Origin of the sequence: Limnobacter litoralis (genome assembly GCF_030160455.1) — a bacterium.
GTDB lineage: Bacteria > Pseudomonadota > Gammaproteobacteria > Burkholderiales > Burkholderiaceae_B > Limnobacter > Limnobacter litoralis.
In genome coordinates this window covers 167156-187611 of sequence record NZ_BSOJ01000015.1, presented here as the reverse complement: position 1 = coordinate 187611, position 20456 = coordinate 167156, and the positions used below count along the sequence as shown (strand labels likewise).

General features: G+C 54.0%; 17 protein-coding genes. 14 read left to right on the top strand and 3 right to left on the bottom strand.

Annotated elements, in window-relative coordinates; all coding sequences use genetic code 11:
- The first annotated feature begins 3 nt into the window (after positions 1–3).
- The 12 genes from soxY to QQJ87_RS07880 all read left to right on the top strand — a co-directional run bounded on the left by soxY (position 4) and on the right by QQJ87_RS07880 (position 11313).
- Entirely contained in the window at positions 4–480 is a 477-nt protein-coding gene (gene soxY / locus QQJ87_RS07935) for a thiosulfate oxidation carrier protein SoxY (protein ID WP_284281059.1), read from the top strand.
- Between the two features lie 18 nt (positions 481–498).
- On the top strand, positions 499–810 hold the full coding sequence (gene soxZ, locus QQJ87_RS07930) for a thiosulfate oxidation carrier complex protein SoxZ (RefSeq protein WP_284281056.1): 312 nt from the start codon (positions 499–501) through the stop codon (positions 808–810).
- Positions 773–1630 carry a sulfur oxidation c-type cytochrome SoxA gene (gene soxA, locus QQJ87_RS07925; protein ID WP_284281054.1) on the top strand — a complete coding sequence of 286 codons (858 nt, stop codon included), beginning with the start codon at positions 773–775 and terminating at the stop codon, positions 1628–1630. The genes soxZ and soxA overlap by 38 nt, the downstream gene beginning before the upstream one ends.
- 37 nt (positions 1631–1667) lie before the next feature.
- A complete protein-coding gene (gene soxX, locus QQJ87_RS07920; RefSeq protein ID WP_284281052.1) occupies positions 1668–2312 on the top strand; it encodes a sulfur oxidation c-type cytochrome SoxX in 645 nt (214 codons plus the stop codon).
- 18 nt (positions 2313–2330) lie between these two features.
- Entirely contained in the window at positions 2331–3932 is a 1602-nt protein-coding gene (gene soxB, locus QQJ87_RS07915) for a thiosulfohydrolase SoxB (protein WP_431310089.1), read from the top strand.
- A 127-nt stretch (positions 3933–4059) separates the two neighbouring features.
- Positions 4060–5700: an acetolactate synthase large subunit gene (locus tag QQJ87_RS07910; protein ID WP_284281339.1), complete on the top strand. Its 1641-nt coding sequence runs from the start codon at positions 4060–4062 to the stop codon at positions 5698–5700.
- A complete protein-coding gene (locus QQJ87_RS07905; protein WP_284281048.1) occupies positions 5697–7085 on the top strand; it encodes an aldehyde dehydrogenase family protein in 1389 nt (462 codons plus the stop codon). The genes QQJ87_RS07910 and QQJ87_RS07905 overlap by 4 nt, the downstream gene beginning before the upstream one ends.
- Before the next feature lie 81 nt (positions 7086–7166).
- Complete coding sequence (locus tag QQJ87_RS07900; protein ID WP_284281046.1) at positions 7167–7478, top strand: hypothetical protein; 312 nt, start codon at positions 7167–7169, stop codon at positions 7476–7478.
- Positions 7479–7525: 47 nt separating this feature from the next.
- Positions 7526–8890 carry a porin family protein gene (locus tag QQJ87_RS07895; RefSeq protein ID WP_284281045.1) on the top strand — a complete coding sequence of 455 codons (1365 nt, stop codon included), beginning with the start codon at positions 7526–7528 and terminating at the stop codon, positions 8888–8890.
- A gap of 10 nt (positions 8891–8900) precedes the next feature.
- Positions 8901–9815, top strand: coding sequence for a metal ABC transporter substrate-binding protein (locus QQJ87_RS07890; RefSeq protein WP_284281043.1), 915 nt, complete (start codon positions 8901–8903; stop codon positions 9813–9815).
- A gap of 2 nt (positions 9816–9817) precedes the next feature.
- Positions 9818–10603: a metal ABC transporter permease gene (locus tag QQJ87_RS07885; RefSeq protein ID WP_284281041.1), complete on the top strand. Its 786-nt coding sequence runs from the start codon at positions 9818–9820 to the stop codon at positions 10601–10603.
- 71 nt (positions 10604–10674) lie between these two features.
- Positions 10675–11313 (top strand): hypothetical protein, encoded by a 639-nt coding sequence (locus QQJ87_RS07880; protein WP_284281039.1) that lies wholly within the window; start codon positions 10675–10677, stop codon positions 11311–11313.
- 24 nt (positions 11314–11337) lie between these two features.
- Here the strand turns inward: QQJ87_RS07880 and QQJ87_RS07875 are convergent, their stop codons facing one another.
- A complete protein-coding gene (locus QQJ87_RS07875) occupies positions 11338–14433 on the bottom strand; it encodes an ATP-binding protein (protein ID WP_284281038.1) in 3096 nt (1031 codons plus the stop codon).
- A 49-nt stretch (positions 14434–14482) separates the two neighbouring features.
- Positions 14483–15697, bottom strand: coding sequence for a saccharopine dehydrogenase family protein (locus QQJ87_RS07870; protein WP_284281036.1), 1215 nt, complete (start codon positions 15695–15697; stop codon positions 14483–14485).
- 519 nt (positions 15698–16216) lie between these two features.
- Between QQJ87_RS07870 and QQJ87_RS07865 the strand changes: the two genes are divergently transcribed.
- Both QQJ87_RS07865 and QQJ87_RS07860 read left to right on the top strand, forming a co-directional pair.
- Entirely contained in the window at positions 16217–17851 is a 1635-nt protein-coding gene (locus QQJ87_RS07865; protein WP_284281034.1) for a hybrid sensor histidine kinase/response regulator, read from the top strand.
- Positions 17766–19529: an EAL domain-containing protein gene (locus tag QQJ87_RS07860; RefSeq protein ID WP_284281033.1), complete on the top strand. Its 1764-nt coding sequence runs from the start codon at positions 17766–17768 to the stop codon at positions 19527–19529. The genes QQJ87_RS07865 and QQJ87_RS07860 overlap by 86 nt, the downstream gene beginning before the upstream one ends.
- Here the strand turns inward: QQJ87_RS07860 and QQJ87_RS07855 are convergent, their stop codons facing one another.
- Positions 19530–20444, bottom strand: coding sequence for a mechanosensitive ion channel family protein (locus QQJ87_RS07855; RefSeq protein WP_284281031.1), 915 nt, complete (start codon positions 20442–20444; stop codon positions 19530–19532).
- Positions 20445–20456 lie beyond the last annotated feature (12 nt).

Below are 20456 nucleotides of genomic sequence, written 5' to 3'. Positions count from 1 at the left end.
ACCATGAATTCTGAACGACGAGATTTACTGAAATTCGCCAGTGCGGTAACTGCATATCGTCTTGCTGCTGCCGCTGGTTTGCTGGTGCCAAGCCTGGCCTTTGCCGAGTTTGAAAACAGCCCCGCCCAGTTCGATGCGAAAAGCATGGACGAGTTTTACAAGACATTGAAAGGCGAATTGCCCCAGGAGTCCCAGGATGTCAAGGTGATTGCCCCCGACATCGCTGAAAACGGCGCGGTGGTGCCGTTGGGCGCCATGAGCAGTGTGTTGAACACCTCTGAGATGTACCTGTTGATTGCCAACAATCCGGCCGTGCTGTCCTCGAAATTCCTGATCCCGCAGGGCACCGATGCAGAGGTCAATATTCGCGTGAAAATGAACAAGACAGGTGACGTGTTTGCCATGGTGAAATCCACCGACGGCAAATACTATTTCGCAAAAAAAGAAGTCAAGGTCACCCTGGGTGGCTGCGGCGGTTAAACAGACGGAGCAAGAAACATGAGTGATCCGATGCGTATTCGCGCCCGTGTGCGCGGCGACAAGGTCGATGTGAAGGCCTTGATTGCACACCAGATGGAAACCGGGTATCGAAAAAATCCGGATGGCAGTGTCATTCCTGCCTGGTACATCAATGAAGTCAAAGTAATGTGCAACGACAAAGTGGTACTCCACTCGTTCTGGGGGCCATCTGTGGCCAAGAACCCCTTCCTGTCCATGTCCTTTTCGGGCGGCAAGGCAGGCGACACCATCTCCATTTACTGGAAGGACAACCATGGCGACTCAAGAACCGACAGTGTACAAGTTTCGTAAGGCCAACCTGAAGGCGTCTGCTTTGCTGGTGGCGGCGGGTGCCTTGGTTGGCGTTTGCACGACTGCCCAGGCCGACCAAGCCTCGATTGAAGAGGGCATTCAACAGTACCGCGACATGCTTTCTGACGGCAACCCGGCTGAACTGGCCGAGTTCAAGGGCGAAGACCTCTGGAAGCAAAAGCAGGGGCCTAAAAATGCGTCGCTTGAGCAATGCGACCTTGGCCTTGGCGCTGGCGTTGTGAAAGGCGCTTTTGCCCAGTTGCCCCGTTATTTCGCCGACACGCACCAGGTGATGGACCTTGAAACCCGCTTGGTGTATTGCATGCAGACCCTTCAGGGGCGCGACACCACGGCGCTTGTGCAGCACCCGTTTTCGAAAGGGGCAGAACCCCAGACCGAGCTTGAATCGCTGGCCGCCTACGTGTCTGCCCAATCCAAGGGCATGCCTGTGAACGTGCCACAAAGCCGACCCGAGGAAAGAGCGTCACGGGCGCGGGGTGAAAAGCTGTTTTTCTATCGCTCCGGCCCCTACGACTTTGCCTGTGCAAGTTGCCACGGCGTGAAAGGTCAGCGCATTCGTTTGCAGGAATTGCCTGAGCTGAGCAAGCCTGAAGACGCACGCAATTCCTTCACGGCCTGGCCCGCCTACAGGGTCTCCGAGGGTGCTGTGCGAACCATGCAGTGGCGTATTTACGATTGCTTCAGGCAGCAGCGTTTTCCTGCCCTGAAATTCGGTTCACAGGCATCCATCGACCTGATCACCTACCTTGGCGTTACAGCGAAGGGTGGCATTGAAAAAACACCGGCGCTGAAGCGTTGATTGTGGGGCCAAAGCGCCCTGAAACAGGAGAATACACATGCAGCGTTTTGCATTCCAACTGACCGCTTTGGCGCTGGGGGCCGCAGGCCTGGTTGCCTGTAGCCTGCCACAGGGCAGTGCGGACGAGACCCCCAGCACGGCGAGCATTCGTGAGGAATTGAAGGCCTCGTTTCAGCCCAAGGGTCAGGCAACCTTGGACAGGCTGGATCAATCGCCACTTCAAGCCGCTTGTTCTGCCTATGCGATGAACCCCAACGACTCGGATTTGCGCAAGCAACTGGATGCGCTGATGGTGGAGCAGATGAACACTGTTCAATATCCAGCCGATGGCCATTACCTGGGCGACTGGAAGAAAGGTGAAAAAATTGCGCAGACTGGCAAGGGCAAACAGTTCTCAGACGACCCCGAAAAGCCTTCTGGCGGCAATTGCTACGCTTGCCATCAACTGTCACCCAAAGAAATTGCCTACGGCAACATCGGCCCGTCCTTGTTGCATTACGGCAAGTTGCGCAACTACAGCCCAGAGGCCATGAAAGTGGCCTGGGCCCAAATTTACAACTCCAAGGCATTTCATGCGTGTTCCACCATGCCGCGATTTGGCGAGCAGGGCATTCTCACGCAAGCGCAAATCAAGGATGTCATGGCCTTGTTGTTTGATCCCAAGTCGCCAGTCAACCAGTAAAGGCATGCAATCATGCAGTTGAGTCGTCGTGAATTCGTGCAGGCGCTGGGTGCGGCGGCCCTGTTGGGCGGTGGACCTGGCGTGAAAGCGGCGCAAGCCAATGATCTGTATGATTTGAAGCCAGCCGGCAATGTCAGCCTGTTGCATCTCACCGATTGCCATGCCCAGCTCTTGCCGATGTACTTTCGTGAGCCTGCGGGCAGCATCGACACCACCGGCTACCTGCAGCTTGTGAAGCGACCCGAACACGGGCCCATGGCCTACGCCTGCACAGCCAGCCAGTTCGAAGAACGCGCCCGTCTGTATGGCAAGATGGGCGGCTTTGCGCACCTGGCTACTCTCATCAAACGTTTGCGCGCCGACAGACCCAACAGCCTGCTGCTGGACGGTGGGGACCTTTGGCAGGGCTCAGCTACCAGCCTGTTTACCCGTGGTGAAGACATGGCGCGCGCCAGCGTGCTGCTGGGCGTGGACATCATGACCCTGCACTGGGAATGCACTTACGGTTCAGACCGGGTGCTTGAGCTTGCAAAAACCACGCTGAAAGACAAAGTCGAGGTGTTGGCGCAGAACATTCGCACCGCCGATTTTGAAGACCCGGTCTTTCCCTCGCACAGCGTTCGAGACATCAACGGCGTGAAGGTGGCCATCATTGGGCAGGCTTTTCCGTATACGCCCATTGCCCACCCGCGTGAGCTGGTTCAGGACTGGACCTTCGGCATCCGTGAAGCGGAGCTTCAAGCACTGGTGACCAAGCTGCGCGAACAGGGCACACAGGTGTGTGTGTTGTTGTCGCACAATGGCTTTCAGGTGGACATGAAAATGGCCAGCCGTGTGGAAGGTCTCGATTTCATTTTGGGCGGGCACACCCACGACGCCATTCCCGAGGCATTGCCCGTGAAAAACAACGGCGGCACCACCTGGGTGACCAATGCGGGGTGCAGTGGCAAGTTTGTCGGCCTGCTCGATATGGACATCCGTGGCGGTCGCCTGCAAGGGTTCAAATACAGGCTGGTGCCCGTGTTCTCAAACCTGTTGCCAGCCGACCCCGCCATGCAAGGGTTTATTGACGAAGTGCGCGCGCCACACCTGGCTGAACTGAACCAGCCACTGGCCGTGGTCACTGAGACCCTGTATCGCCGTGGCAACTTCAATGGCACCTGGGACCAGCTTATTCTGGATGCACTGATGGACCACCACGATGCGCAAGCCGCCTTTTCCCCGGGCTTCCGTTGGGGCACCACATTGATACCGGGTGACACCATCACCATGGAAGACGTGTACAACGTCACTGCCATTACCTACGGTCAAACCACTTTGACCGACATCAAAGGCGACATGATCAAGACCATTCTTGAGGATGTGGCCGACAATCTGTTCAACCCAGACCCTTACTACCAGCAGGGCGGCGACATGGTGCGTGTTGCCGGTTTGACTTACACCGTGCGCCCCTATGAAAGCATCGGCAAACGCATTGATGACCTGCGCTACAAGGGCCAGCCATTGGGGGCTGACCAGGTGTTGAAGGTGGCTGGCTGGGCCTCTGTGCGTGAAGGTGCGTTGCAAAGCAAGGCGCCGCCGGTCTGGAATGTGGTGAGGGATTACCTGGCCCGGGCATAACACTTGCCCTTCACTCCGAATAGTGCAAGACTGAACAGTGCAGTTCACGTACAAACCCGGCGCGGGCTTGCTGTCATTGGCTTGCTGCCCATTCGGAGAACAACACATGGCAACAAGCGGAACTGGCATGAAAGCGTCAGACCTCATCGTCAAGGCGCTGGAAGCTGAAGGCGTCAAACACATTTTTGCCGTACCCGGCGAAGAAAATCTCGATCTCGTTGAATCCCTTCGCGGCTCGTCCATCCAGCTCGTGCTGACGCGGCACGAGCAAGGTGCAGCATTCATGGCCGCCACCTATGGGCGGCTGACCGGCCGTGCAGGTGTTTGCATGGCCACGCTGGGGCCTGGGGCCACGAACTTCGCCACGCCCGCTGCCTATGCGCATCTCGGTGCCTTTCCGCTCATCATGATCACCGGGCAAAAGCCAATCAAGAAAAGCAAACAGGGGCAGTTTCAGATCATCGATGTGGTGGGCCTGTTCGACCCCATTTGCAAAATGAGCAAGCAGATCGTGCATGGCAACACCATACCCTCGCTGGTGCGTGAGGCCTTCCGCATTGCCGAAGAAGAACGGCCTGGTGCGGTGTTGCTTGAGTTGCCTGAAGACATTGCTGCCGAACCCACCGATGCACTGCTGATTCCACGCCATGAGCGCCATTACGCAGTGGCCGACGAGGCCATCCTGAACGAGGCGGTCAGCATGATACGCGCCGCGCGCATGCCCTTGGTGCTGCTGGGTGCAGGCTCCAACCGCAGGCAAGCCCGGCTTGCCTTGTCGGAATTCATTGAGACCACGGGCATTCCGTTTTTCAACACGCAAATGGGCAAAGGCGTGGTGGATGAAGGTTCGCCCCAGTTTTTGGGCACGGCAGCTTTGTCTGATGGCGATTACCTCCACTGCGCCATTGCGCGGGCTGACCTGATCATCAATGTGGGGCATGACGTGGTTGAAAAGCCGCCGTTCTTCATGACCCAGGGCGGTAAAAAGGTCATTCATGTCAATTACCGTTCGGCCCAGGTGGATCAGGTGTACTTTCCACAAGTCGAGGTGGTGGGTGATGTGGCGCGCTCGGTTCAGCGCCTGACCCAGAAGATCGGCCGTAAGCTGGAATGCGATTTCACTTATTTCATGCGTTGCCGCGACGAAGTAGACCTGCACATCAAGGAAGGTGCAGACGACAACCGCTTTCCGGTAATTCCCCAGCGTTTGGTGGCCGACACCCGCAAAGTCATGGGCGCAAAAGACATCATTGCGCTGGACAACGGCATTTACAAGCTTTGGTACGCCCGCAATTACAAAGCCTACGAACCCAACACGGTGTTGCTGGACAATGCATTGGCCACCATGGGGGCGGGCCTGCCTTCGGCCATGATGGCGGCCATGTTGTATTCCGATCGGCGCGTGATGGCCATTTGTGGCGATGGCGGTTTCATGATGAATAGCCAGGAAATGGAAACCGCCGTGCGGCTGGGTTTGAATCTGGTGGTCACTGTGCTGAATGACAGCAGCTACGGCATGATCCGCTGGAAGCAGGAGCATGCAGGGTTTCCAGATTGGGGGCTGCAGTTTGGCAATCCGGATTTTGTGAAGTACGCTGAAAGTTACGGGGCCACAGGCCACCGGGTCGAGAGTGCCGCACAAATACTGCCTTTGTTCGAAAAGGCGTTCAAGGCGGGTGGCGTGCACTTGGTCGATGTGCCTGTTGACTATTCTGAAAACAAACGCGTGCTGATTGACGAATTGGCCGCAAAGGTTTGCCTGCTATGAATACTGAACAAGTGGAAGTGGTCAACCCCTTTGACCGCAAAGCCATCGGTCATGTGTCTTTGACCAACTGGGACCAGATCGATCAATACCTGAACGACGCGCAGAAGCTGTTTCAACACCGCAAAAGCTGGTTGCCAGCGCACAAGCGGATTGCCATTTTGAACAAAGTGGCCGAGCTGATGAAAGGCAGGGCTGAGGAGTTGGCATTTCAAATCGCCAACGAGGGCGGAAAACCGCTGATCGACGCCCGCATTGAAGTGGCGCGCGCCATTGATGGTGTGGGCCTGTGCATCAAAGAACTGTCGCACCTTGCCGGGCAGGAAATTCCAATGGACCTGACAGCAGCCGGTTCCGGCCGCTTGGCATTCACCACGCGTGAACCGATTGGCGTGGTGGTGGCCGTGTCTGCGTTTAACCATCCCTTGAATTTGATTGTCCATCAGGTGGGCCCCGCTGTGGCAGTGGGTTGCCCTGTCATCGTGAAGCCTGCCAGTGCGACGCCCTTGAGTGCACAGGCTTTCGTTCACATGTTGTATGAGGCCGGTTTGCCCGAAGAGTGGTGCCGGCTTGCGGTGTGCAAAAGCGCGGTGGCCGAAAAAATGGTGACTGACCCCCGCGTGAATTTTTTCAGCTTCATCGGTTCAGGCGCAGTGGGCTGGATGCTCAAGAGCAAACTGGCACCTGGCACACGTTGCGCGCTTGAACACGGTGGTGTGGCCCCGGTCATCGTCGATGAGTCCGCCAATCTGGAAAGCATGCTGCCCGCGCTGGTCAAAGGTGGCTTCTACCATTCGGGCCAGGTCTGCGTTAGCGTGCAACGCATTTATGTGCACAAAGGCCATGGCAGCGGCCTGGCCCAGATGTTGGCCACCGAGGCCAAGCACTTGGTGGTGGGCAACGCCATTGAAGAAAAAACACAGTGTGGCCCCCTGATCAACCCGGCTGAGGTTACGCGTGTCGAGAGCTGGGTGAACGAAGCGGTGCAGGGCGGTGCAAAGGTGTTAAGTGGCGGTCATCGGTTAAGTGACACCACTTACGCCCCCACGGTGTTGCTGAACCCAGCGCTGGACGCGAAAGTCAGTGAACTGGAGGTGTTTGGCCCCGTGGTGTGCGTCTATGAGACCGAAGACATCAACCATTCCATCCATTTGGCCAACAGTTTGCCCGTGGCCTTTCAGGCGTCTGTGTTCACCAACCATCTGGATGTGGCCATGAAATGCGTGCGAGAAATTGACGCCACGGCGGTGATGGTGAATGACCACACTGCCTTCCGCGTGGACTGGATGCCGTTTGCAGGCCGCAGACACTCTGGCTATGGGGTTGGCGGCATTGGCTACACCATGCACGACATGACACACGACAAAATGGCCGTCATTAAGCTGTAAGGCGTGGTTACTGAAACTTTTTTGTCTTGACCCTGTCACAGAAAGCCAGCAAGATACTCGCTGGTTTTCTGACTGAATGACATGACACAAAGAAGCTGGAAAATGTGGTTGTTGGCGGTGTTGCTGGCGTTTGCCCAGCAACTGTCGGCCACACACGTCTTCGAGCACACAGCCGATTGGCAGCAGCAAGCCAGTAGCCAACACACAAAAAGCACCCTCAAGGTGTGTGGTGTCTGTCTGGCTTTGTCTGGCATGCACAATGCCGTCGGGTCCTCGCCCTTGGTGTTTTCACCGACCCAGGCGGTTCAACAGTGGTTTTCAGTGGCAGGGCTTTCCCATAGCCCGCTTTTTGTCTCCCATTACCAATCCCGCGCTCCCCCAGTTCTCGCTTGAATTGATCTGTTTTTGCATCATCAATTTTCAAGTTTGAGGACATTTTCATGTTTAAACGCAACGCGATTGCATGCGCGTTGGCCTGTGCGTTTTTAACGCCAGCGCTTGCCCATGCAGACGATCAGGCCGATCTGAAACAACTGCGGGATGATTTCAACGCCATGAAGGCGCAGTACGAGGCTCGCATCAAGGCGCTTGAAGCCAAAGTACAAGAAAACGAACAGGCCACGCAAAAGGCTGCTGCCGCAGCAGAAACTGCCAATCAGAAAGCGGACCAAGTGGCCACAGCGCCCGCATCCAGTGGCGGTGGCAGCGACAATCCCAATGCCTTCAACCCGGCCGTGTCGCTGATTCTGTCGGGCACCTACACCAACCGAAGCAATGCCTCGAAATACCACATCACTGGCTTTCAGGCTGCAGGCGAGGTGGCGCCAGACTCTCGCGGTTTCAACCTCGGTGAATCTGAGCTCGGCATTTATTCCAATGTGGACCCCTACTTTTACGGGGGGCTGAACCTCTCACTGACTGGGGACAACACCCTGTCTGTTGAAGAAGCCTTTTTGCAAACCACCGCATTGCCCAATGATTTCACTTTGAAATTCGGCCGTTTTTATTCAGGCATCGGTTATCAGAATTCCCGCCATTCACACACCTGGGACTTTGTGGATCAACCCTTGGCTTACCGTGCCTTTTTGGGCAATCAATTTGCCGACGATGGCGTGCAGCTGAAGTGGCTTGCACCCACTGATCTGTTTCTGCAATTGGGTGCCGAGGCGGGCAGGGGGCGCATTGCTGGCACCACCGGGCGCGACAAAAACGGCAGCAATGCCGGTTCGATTTTCGGGCATGTGGGTGGCGACATTGGCATTTCCAGCAGCTGGCGTGCCGGGCTTTCCTACCTGCAGGTCTCGCCTGAAAACCGCATGTCAAATGACGTGAATGCAGCGGGTGCGGATGTCACCAACAGCTTCACGGGCAACAGCAAGATTGCAATTGCAGACCTGGTGTACAAATGGGCGCCCAACGGCAATCCAGTGGACCAGAACTTCAAGTTTCAGTCCGAGTTCTTGCATCGCTCTGAAGACGGTCTGTTAAACACCGATTCGTATTCCTCGTCCCAGTCGGGCTGGTACACGCAGGGTGTTTATCAATTCCTGAAAGGTTGGCGCACAGGTTTGCGGTACGACCGCTTGAACAGCGGCAGCGTGAACTACGGATTGAACACGTCGGGCCTTGCTTTCAATGGTTACAACCCCAAGCGAATCAGCTGGATGCTTGATTATTCCACCAGTGAGTTTGCCCGAATCCGACTGCAGCTGGCTCGCGACGAGTCCAGCCAGACCAAAGCCGACAATCAGGTTTTGATTCAATATCAAATGAGCCTGGGCGCCCACGGTGCCCACGCCTACTAAGGAGTTGACAATGAAAACAATTTATCAGGCACTGGCAGGCCTTGCGCTGGTGGTCAGTGTCAATTGCGCCCATGCCGCGTTGAATGTGTTTGCCTGTGAACCGGAATGGGCCGCATTGTCGCAAGAACTGGCAGGCGACAAAGCCAGTGTCTTTTCTGCCACCAACGCGCTGCAGGATGTGCATCACATTGAGGCCAAACCCAGCTTGGTGGCCCATTTGCGACGCGCCGATTTGCTGGTGTGTACCGGTTCTGAACTTGAAATTGGATGGTTGCCTGTGGTGTTGCGCCAATCGGGCAACCAAAAGACCCAACCCGGCAAGCCCGGCTACTTTGAGGCTGCCCAGTTCGTCAAAAAGCTGGAAGTGCCCACCCGTCTCGATCGTGCAGACGGTGATGTTCACCCCGGTGGCAACCCGCACATCCAGACCGACCCGCGCAACATCGCCTTGGTGGCCGACGCTTTGACCGAGCAACTGAAGCAGGTGGACGCAGCCAATGCGGCTTATTACCAGCAGCGGCACGACGCATTCAAGGCCAAATGGTCGGCCGCAATCGCCAAATGGGAAAAGGAGGCTGCCCCCCTGCGTGGTGTGCCCATCGTGGTGCAACACAAAGGATTTCCGTACCTGGAAAACTGGTTGGGCATGACCGAGGTTGCCTCACTGGAGCCCAAGCCCGGCGTTGAGCCCACTGCAGCCCATTTGCAAGATGTGCTGAACCAGATTCAGAAGCAGCCCGTGAAGATGGTTATTCGTGCCGCTTACCAAAGTGATCGCCCCTCGAAATGGCTGTCAGACCATGCGCATATTCCGGCTGTGGAACTGCCTTTCACGGTGGGTGGAACCCCTGCGTCGGGCGATCTCTACAGCTTTTTCGACGACACCATTGCCCGCCTGCTGGCGGCTTTGAAGAAGGGGGCCTGACCATGCATTGGGACTCTGTGAGCTGGATTATCATTGGCCCCGCCGCCATAGCGGGATTGTTGGTGTTGGCCACCCACGTGCCGCTTGGCCAGCAAGTGCTTAAGCGCGGTATCGTGTTCATCGATCTGGCTGTGGCCCAAATTGCAGCACTGGGTGTCATTACCGCCGACGCCTTTGGTTGGGAACCACAGGGTCTCAAGGTGCAGGTGGCGGCCGTGTCTGCGGCCATGCTGGGCGCACTGTTGCTGACCTGGACCGAGAAGAAATGGCCTGAGGTGCAAGAGGCGCTGATTGGCGTGCTGTTTGTCCTGGCCGCCAGCGCTGGCATCTTGATGTTGTCGAACAATCCGCATGGCGGCGAACACTTGAAAGACTTGCTTGCTGGCCAGATTCTCTGGGTCAGCCCCACACAGCTTTGGGCAGCCGCCGGGCTTGGTGTGTTTGTGCTGTCTGTCTGGTTCGGGTTTCGAGAGCGGATGGGGCGAGTGGGCTTTTATGTGCTGTTTGCATTGGCGGTCACCCTTTCCGTGCAACTGGTTGGTGTTTACCTTGTGTTTTCAAGCCTGATCGTGCCGGCCATTGCTGTGCGGCTTTGGCCTGCGCGTGCCCAGTTGTGGGGTGGATATGCCATCGGCGCTGTGGCTTATGCTGTGGGCCTTTTGGCTTCCGCGCTGTTTGACCTTCCCGCGGGTGCACTGATTGTGCTTTGTCTGGCTGCCGCAGGCCTTTTGGCAAACCTGTTGCTGCGTGCATGTGGCATGTTGAAAACCCCACAACCGGCTGTGTGAATTGTCGTAAAATGAAACGTCAGGGCAGGGTTGTTCCTTCCTGCCCGGTTTTCATCAAGCAGGGGTTTGAAATGCGGTTGAAGAGTCTGTTTTTTGTGTTGCCAGTGTTGTTGGGCGGATGCGCTTCCATTTACGATGTCACGCCATTGGTGGCTGAAAGTAAACAGGCGGCCGTGCAGGCCAATAACGATGGCTTGGTAGTAACCCACAAAAACCGGATTGCAGTGGTGCCTGTCAAATTTGCAATCAATCAGTTTGAAAGTCCCCGGTTTTTGGTCACGGTCAAAAATCTGGGTGACACGCCTTTTGCGTTTTCAACCAGCAACATCGAGGTCACGTTCAATGGCCAGCCCGGTCGGGTATTGAGTTACGAGCAGCAGTATGAAGACATCAAAAATCGTTTGTCTTTCTACAATTACGGTTTTCGAATGCCCATTTCTTTTCAGTACGGGTATGGCAGGCCCTTTCACTTGCAGCCTGTCTTTGAAGACTCGGGCGACTCGCTGGACATCCAGATTGCCTTGGCCGATCTGGACCATCTACACAAATACGCCCTTCGTGAAAAAGTGCTAAACCCCGGTGACCAGTACTCAGGGGAGGTGACTTTGGGTAACAAACTGTCCGCCAGCGACATGCAGCACTTGAATATGCAAATCAAGCTAGAGGGCGACACTTACGATTTCGCTTTTGACTACAATGTTCGTCACTGAGGCAGAACCGGGAGAGGCTGCCTCTTAATTGGAGTTCTGCTTTTCCCGTTTGTAGCCCGATGCAGATTCCTGGCTGCTGATGGCCAGTTGATTCAACAGCGAATCAAATTGCAGTGGTTTGGCAAAGTGGTAGTTGAACCCGGCCTGTTTCGCCTTGGACACATCCTCTTCATAGGCAAAACCAGTGATGGCTGCGATCTCACAGTACTGATTGGGCCCGGCAGTCGTTCGTATTTGCTGCACCACTTCGTAGCCAGACAACATGGGCATGTTGACGTCCAGAAGAATAAAATCATATTCACTTCCCAGCGCCAGATCCAGCGCCCTCTGACCATCGCGGGCGGTGGTCACTTCATGACCGGCGCGTTCCAAAAAGGTCTTGATGAGCTTCAGGTTCAGGGCCGAATCGTCTGCCAGAAGCACACGCATGGAGTGCGCTGCCACCAGGGCAATTTTGGGTTGATCCGAATTGGCCCGCACTTCTTCCACGGGGATCAGGCATCGGAAGGTAGACCCCACGCCCAACTCCGACTCCAGCTCAACCTCGCCCCCCATGCTTTTAACCAGGGATTTGACGATGGACAGACCGAGGCCTGTGCCCCCCAAACGTTGGTCACGCGTGTTGTTGACCTGAGAGAAGGGCTTGAACAGTTTGGCTTGCTGTTCTTTGGAGATGCCCGCACCTGTGTCTGATACAGAGATTTGCAACATCAGTCGGCCTGCACTCACGCGCTTGCTGGATATACTCAGGTCAATTCGACCTTTTTGGGTGAACTTGATGGCGTTCGAGACCAGGTTCTGCACAATCTGCCTAAGCCTTGCCAAATCGCCAAGCACCACTGGGCCATCATTGCACAGGTTGTGGGTGCCAAAGCCGATTCCTTTGGCCACGCAAGTCAATTGAAAAATCTGGGCGCTGTTGAACAACTGATTCAGATGGAAGGGGGCCTTTTCAATTTGAAGTTGACCGGCCTCGATCTTCGAATAATCCAGAATGTCGTTGAGAATCACAGTCAGGTTTTCTGCGGTTTCCAAAAGGCTTTCCGCGTTTTCTTTGGCCTGCCCATCTGGCAGATCCTCGTACAACAGCCTTGCGTAACCGATCACCCCGTTTAGCGGTGTTCGTATTTCGTGGCTGATGGTGGCCAGGAAACGGCTTTTCGCGGAATTGGACTCTCGCTCGGCTTGCGCGGTGATCGAAGCCAGACGAACCCTTTCTTCCATTTCCCGCTGTTCGGTCTGGTTGATGTGAGTACCCACAACCCGAATCGCCCGCCCATGTTGATCGCGCATCACCAGGGCACGGCTTAGCACGTGAACGGGTTTGCCGGATTTGGAGCGCATCCTGAACTCGGCCACAAAGGATTCTGCCGACGTGTCGTTCAGCACCTTCTCCAGCCTGCCTTTGGCCTGTTGCAAATCATCAGGGTCGGTCAGTGTTTCCCAGGTTGCAAATGCATTGGGCAACTCATGGTCTTCGTAGCCCAGCATCTGCTTCCAGGCGGGAGAGTAATAAACTTCGTTTTTCTCGAGGTTCCAGTCCCAAAGTCCGTCCCTAGAGCCTTCCATCGCCAATGTGAATCGCTCTTCACTTTCAGCCAGCTTTTGTTCGCTTTCATGCAATTCAGTCACATCGGTGGCAATGACAATCACCCCACCGGTTTGCCCAGTGGATAAGGCCCAAGGTGCAATCACCCAATTCAGCCATTTCACTTCGCCTGCTGGATTCGTCACTTTTTCAAAATTACCGCGCAATGCGTATCCGCTGCGTAACACTTCTGAGGCGGCCTTCCAGCTTTGTGGCATGTAGTGGTCAGTCTTACTGAAGGCCAACGTGAAAACTGGGCCCACGGGAAGTCCAAACTCTGTACGCCATAATTCAGACGCCGCAATATAGACCATGTTTCGGTCCAACATCGCGATTCGCAATGGAGCTTGCTCAATCAATGACGAGGCTAGCCAAGACTGCCGCTGAATTTCTTCCAAAGAGAGCTTAAGAGACTCGTTTTTGTCAGAAAGATCCTGCAACAATTGTTGAATCTTCTTGGCAGTGCCTGTGACCTCGGTTGGAAGAGCAGATAGGGCTTCTTCTTGTTCTGCGTGGTTTCCGCCTTGAATAACCGCAAGAAACCTGCTGGCTGAGTGAGACACTTTGAGACTGAAAATATAAACCAGTGCCAGGGTGATGAAAATACCTGCAACCAGCGTGCCAAGAGCCAGGGCGATTGAAGGGTCGAGTGTGCGGTTTAATGCGTCTGTGGTGCGAATGGTCACAGTCACCCAATTCAACAGGTTCTTGTCCTTCTCGTAGTCCATTGGAGCAAATGCAAGTAAGTAAGGCTCTGTACTCGTGCGCTCCAGGCTCCAGCCAGTCTCACCATCCCTTGCTCTTCGAAAAACCTGGCTTGCTGACCACTTGGTCAACACTGCTGTGAAATCGGGTGAATCGTCCGATGCGAAGCGAGGCAAACCATCCTGACCTAAAATAAACAAGTGCCGATTGTCCAGTCTGCTTTTCGCCGAGTTCGCAATCTCGCGTTTGATCCACTCCCAGTCCAGATGGACGGCGAAGACGCCCGTGGTACTTCCATTGCGGTCTAAAATGGGCGCAGAAAAATCGACAAATTGATATTTACCTGATGCCTTTGGTGGCAAAAGATCAGCCAGCAGCGCCGCTTCATGTTTGTCGACTACTGTCGGTTTGTGTAAACCTTTGATAAACCATTCACGCTGTGAGACCTTCCTGCCCAGCAGCATGTTGTGGGACGAATACTTAACCACACCATTTAAATCAGTAATGCCGATCCACATGTAACTGGGGAAGTTGGCTTGCATAATTTCAATCAGACGGTTTTGTGCATCCGGGTCTTTTTCTTGTAGAAGGCCGGCTATTGCCGCCTTGTTGGTCACGTCTTGCAGTCTGATCTGCAGTTGTTTGTTGATGTTACTCGCGGTACGAGTCGCTGATTCCTGGGCCGACTCTCCAAACTGGCTAAGCGCCTTTTGGTGCAGATACGACCGTCCCCATACCCCAGTCAAGATGGCGAGTACGAACAGGCAGAGACCCGTACCAAGCAGCACTTGTGTTGTAATGCTGCCTGATTTGTATGCCTTTATCATTCAGAGCGCCCAGTCTTGTTAATCGTTTAGACCACATCAGTTTAACGGCTTAGGTCACGATCTGAAAGCTTAGACCGGCGTGCTTTTCAAGCCTAGTTCTGAGATTTGAACCCATCAGTGACGCGGGCGTCCAAAAACCGCCTGGTTTGTCTTGCATGTCCATGGCCAGGCAAACAACCGCTTCACCCAGCATTTTGCCTGTAGATCCGTAACCAGGATCCCGGTCACCTGTCACTTTGGCTTGAATCTGCTTGCCACTGGCGGTTTGCCCATAAAAACGCAAATCGTAATGACCCCTTTCCTGGGCTTTGGGCGAGGGGCCTTCACCGGGTTTGGGAATCACAAAGCGCTCAAGGGCCCAACGAGTCGGAGGAATGACAACGCCAGCCAAAAATGCACCCATGCCCAGCGCCATGGTGGTGGCCATCAAGCGGCCCTTGGTGCCATTCCCGGTCATCATGGCCTCGTCGTATTTGAATTCTTTGCCGTAAGCGTAATTCAGTAGCGCATTGCTGCGATGAACCACGCGGGTGTTGATACCCGCCATGACAAATGGCGCGAGCCAGGACTGTGCCGTGTCGTCATATTCTGCAAATTTCACATTGGGTTGGCGAGTAGGCAGCTTCTCGGGGCAGATATAGTAGGGGTTTGACATTTTCTTGGCCAAGCTGCGGTCTTTGCTGAGTTCGTGCGCAACGTTGATTAAGCTGGCCAACGTACCACCTGAAAATTCGCCTTTCAAGCGCCTGACGCGCATCTTGATCTGTTGGCAGGGCGTGTCAAATTGGCTGACCGCCTGCTCCTGCAGGTATTGCACACCCAGGTCCGATGGAATGGAATCAAATCCGCAGCAATGTACAATTTTTGCGCCGCTGCGTTTGGCCTCATCCTCATGGGCCTCAATCATTCCGGCGATCCATTGTACCTCACCCGTCAAATCGCAATAGTCCACCCCATTTTGTGCGCATGCCTTAACCAAGCCATTGCCATACAGCGCGTAAGGGCCGACCGTCGAGGCCACCGCTCGCGTTTGCTCGCACAGCAACTTTAAATCCGCCTCTGAAGAGGCGTTGATCTTCAGTGCGGGCAGGTTAGCCGCATTCAATTCAGATTTCAGCGCCTCCAGTTTGTCCAGCGACCGACCTGCGATGGCCCATTTGAAGTCGTTTGATTGGCCGTATTGTCGAACCAGATAAGCAGTCAAAATTTTTCCGACAAAACTGCTTGCACCAAATACGACAAAATCAAATTTTTTATTTTTCATTTCAGTCTCCGGTATAAAAAGATTGTTTTGTTATTTTTTCAATTGGAACATTTTAATGGTTATTGCCACAAAGCTTGCCAGTTGTTTATTAAAAATTCATTTTGTATTAGCAGAACGGAATATACCCCCAGGAGGGGGAAATAATATTTTCTCAAAATGCAATATTTTGTGAAGTCGTTGCGCCAAGGTGGTTTTATGGATTTACATTTTCCATTTAAAAGGGTTTGTATCCCCAAATTACAAAAAAAACAAATAAGGCAGATATTGGAATTGATTTTGGTGGTTGTTTTACTTGTCGCCTTCTATTGTTTTTTCACCGTCAAAACAATTCAACTCGAGAAAGACATTTTAAATTACAAAACGTATTCTTCATTTTCTCAACGTATTGTATTTGAAAACACACTTCAAAGCAGCCTTGAAGCCTATTTGATCTCTCTGAAGCAGCTGCTGCTTGGTGCCGTGGCCGCAATTGCAATAGCAATAGCAAGCTTTCGACGCTTCGCGTATTGGTCTGAGCCCATGGAAAATTCGACCGCTCTTGAGGAGCCATGCCCTGAAGAGGCATCCCCTCCGTCCCAGGGTGATCCACCGTCGCCCTCGGGTCAAGCCCGGGGTCTGGAAGAGCAGCAGGCATTTCTGGCAGTGGTTGCACATGAACTTAAAACGCCATTGACCGGTGTTTTGGCCTACATTGAGTCCACCTTGAGATTGTCAACGGGGCCTTCGGCCCGTCTTTTGCAAAAAGCCCGCGAGGTGACGGATCAACTCATCGGCAACCTGAACAACATGCTGGATTCATCGCGTTTGTTCGCGGGCAAGATGAACTTGCAGCCGCAAAAAGTCTCCATGTCTGCATTGATCGCTGAAGTTGCCCAGATATTGGCCCTCAGCGCAGAGCGAAAAGGGCTGGCCTTTTATCTTGAGGCACCCCTGTTTCAATCCGATTGGGTGTGTCTGGATCCGCTTCGGGTTAAACAGGTATTGATCAATCTACTGAGCAATTCAATCAAGTTTACAGACACCGGGTCGGTGTGGCTTTCCGTACACCAGCACTTGGTGGATGACAGTCATGGTGAAGTGACCTTCCGCATCGTGGACACTGGAAAAGGCATTACCGAGCCTCAACTCGAAAAGCTGTTCGCCGCGCACATTCAGCAATCGGATCAAAGCCATGCCCGGTATGGTGGTTTTGGCCTGGGTTTGAGCATCTGCAAACAGCTTGTCGACCTGATGAACGGGCGGATTGCTCTGTCCAACCGAAGCCAGGGCAATGGCACTCAGGCTGAGGTCGTTATTCCCGTTCAGTGTCTGCAGCACAGCGCCGTTGTGCCCGACGTGATGGTGTCGCCAGAACAGACTAAGATCCTGATTGTGGTGGCTGCAGACACCATCGAATGCGAAATCATAGCCAGAACGATTGGAGTCGCTTATTTCGCGGTTCACCGATTTGTAACGCTGGCAGAATGCTTTGCCAGCTGCGAAGATGAGCTCTCAGACCCCACCTTGGTGCTGGATCTGATTGTCATCGTTTCTCACCTCACCTTCGAGGGTCTTGGCCGGCAAGGCTCAGTCGACAAACAGCTCCGTGCATTTCGCCGCAGTCTCGGGCTAGTTGGGTTTTCTGATCAAAGCCGCAGTCTGCGCCAGCTGATGGAAGCAGGCATCTCTGACTACTTGTTCAAGCCTGCCACGGCGCTGCAGATTTTCCTACAGTGGTTTAGAACCACACCTGAAGACGCACAAGGCGAGGGCAACGCCCAGGCCCATCAAATTGAAGCGGCTTTGCGGGGCATGCGTGTGCTGCTGGTTGAAGACACGGACTGCTTGCGGGATCTGACCGCCAGTTCGCTGCAATCGTTCGGGGCCATCGTCGACTGCGCATCCAATGGCGCTGAAGCCACCTCCATGGCGCTTAATCCATTGAACCGTTATGACTTTGTATTAATGGACATTCACATGCCCTATGTGGATGGTGTTCAGGCCGCCTGTCGAATTCGTACCCATTTTGACAGTCATGCCTTGCCCATTTTTGCTTTAACCGCTTACAGTCACGTTGCTGGCAAGCGCAATGACCGCAGTGTCACTGATGGAATATGTGCGAAACACGCAGACACAGCGCGAGCTGGCTGCCAGAAACATGGAGAAAATGCATGAGCGCTTGGTCAATGTCTTCAGCATTGCACCGGCAGCCATGTTTGTGGCTGATTCTCAAGGCAATTTCATTGAATACAATCGGCATTTTGAGAACGAGTTTCTTCAAGACAAAGGAGAACCTTTTTTCGACTTTCTCAAAAAGCCGGCCATCAAGGCACTTCGGGAAAAAGACACGGGTGCCCAATCCATCAATCGGGAGGAAATCCGGGTTGGTTTGGGATCTGGGCAGGTGCGATGGTTCGAGTTGATCTGGAGCTGCGAAAGTGAAGACATGGTGGGTGTGGTCAGTGACTTCACCAGCAGAAAAGACCGCGAACTGGCCTTGCACCATCAGGCCACACACGATGACTTGACCGGTGCCCTGAATCGACGTGGGCTTGAGTGGGCCATTCAGTTGAAGTTGGACAAAGGCGTGGACCATCTGCAGTTGTATCACCTGGACGTCAAGCGTTTTCGTCATGTGATTCTTGCGTATGGGCTCAGCTTTTCTGATCGTGTCCTAAAAGCCTTGTACACCGAGCTGTATCGTTACATGTGTGCATTTGCCGATTTGTGTCGGCTACACATCGATCAATTTGTGGTGCTGGTCAGTGACGATCAAGCTCAAGACGCTGCTGAAGCATTTGAGCGATTTCGCACACGGCTCAAAAGCAGTCCGTTCTGGATTGACAACAGACAAGTCATGATTGACATGGTGACCTGCAAGGTGCATTTTGACGGCCACGCCGAAATGAATGACATGCTGGACGCGCTGGATGAAACCGTGCGTGAATCCAAAATCATCGCCAAATCCAAACCCCACATGGATCACCAAGAGTTCTCGGTCGATCAGACCTTGCAATTTCTGGACAGGGCGCGTGCAGTGGGGCGTCTCGGTCTGCAAGAGTTGCCTCGTCAATTGTGCATGGCCTGGCAGCCCATTCTTTCACTGGAGCGCCCAGACGGACACCTTTATGCAGAATCCTTGCTGCGTATCCGTGGCGATGACGGGGTGCTGAAGTCGGCTGGTTATCTGATTGACGCCTGTGTTCAGGCGGGGCAAACCGCCTTGCTCGACTCATGGGTGCTCAACACCACCATTTCGTATCTGGAGCGGAATCTGGAAGCGCTGCAGCACTTGGATGCAGTGGCTGTGAATGTCTCACCCAATTCCCTGAACGACGAGTTTTTTCTCGAAGACACCATTGCTTTGATCAATGCGCACAGAGGCGTTGCACGCAAAGTTTGCCTTGAAATCACGGAAGTCGGCGCAGTCGTGAACCTTAAGGCAGTGCAAGATTTTATATACCGAGTTCGCGCCTTGGGTGTGCGCATTGCACTGGACGACTTTGGCGCGGGTTACAGCAACTTCAGATACGCCATCGATCTGCATGCCGACGTCATCAAGATCGATGGCTCCATTATTCAACAAATTGCCCAAGGCACAGAAAGCCTGGCCGTGGCGCGTGCAATCAGCGCACTGTCTCAAGACCTGGGTTGCAAATGCGTGGCTGAATGGGTTGAAGATGAACACACCCTCGGGCTGCTGGGTGAAATTGAAGTCGACTATGCCCAGGGCTTTTTCATATCCCCCGCAATTGACCCCGATCTTTTTCTGTACAAACGCAGCGTGGTGGAGGTGTTGGAAGGATCTCCCCAGCAAAGTCGCCTTCTGGCGCGTTATCAGCTGGACGATTGATCAATCCAGATGCAGGTTTTCTGCGTCGTCATCGTGCGCTTCGGGGTGGGGTTGTTGCAGGTATTCAATCCAGAAGCGCTTTACGATTGCTTTTTCGACCTGGCCACGTTTGCTCAAGGGGCAGGCCAGTCGGAGTGTCATGCGCAGGCACTTGTCATCTACACTGGCCCAGAACACCTCGGGACGGGCCTTTGGCAAATCCACAAAATTGTTCCGCTCCAGCATTGAAAAATGCGCCTCTGCATTTTCAAGCCACATTTTGCCGCTTTCTGAGGCAAGCCGAAGGGCGAGTTTTTCAGCCGCATCAAGGTTCACCGTCTTGTCAAAATTGAAATCAATCAGATGAATGCCATAAGTGCCATAGGTGGACAGGTTGCGAATTCCTTCGGTGAACACAATCGAGTTGGGCAATTGCAAGAGACGCCCGGTCTGCTTCTTGGAAGGCCCGATTTCAGCCAGTTCAAAGGTCAGAAAGCCTGTGTTGACCAGTTGGCCCGTGTATTTGCCCACCTCAATGGTGCTGCCGATTCGCAGGCTCTTGTTCAGTGAAATAATCAATGCGCCCCACAGGCACAAAATCAGGTCTTTGCTGACCACCAGCATGGCACCCGCCACGGCAGCAATCGAATACAAAAAGCTTTTGATCTGGTTCGACCACACTGCGGTGATCAGCAGGAAAGTGAATATCCAGACCAGGTTGTTTCGTCGTACCCACTTTGCGCGCATGGGTGTGTCATTCGGGTGCGCCTGCCCCTGACGCTGAAGCTGCCATTTCATCAAACGATTGACAAAGACGGCTGCAACCACAAACAGAATCGACAGCAGAAAACGGCCGGTTCGGGTTTCGAGAAAGTCGAACAGTTTTTCACCAGCAGGTTGTAGCACCTGCAGCACGGACACAAATTCAGCAATCATGGCGGGGTGGCT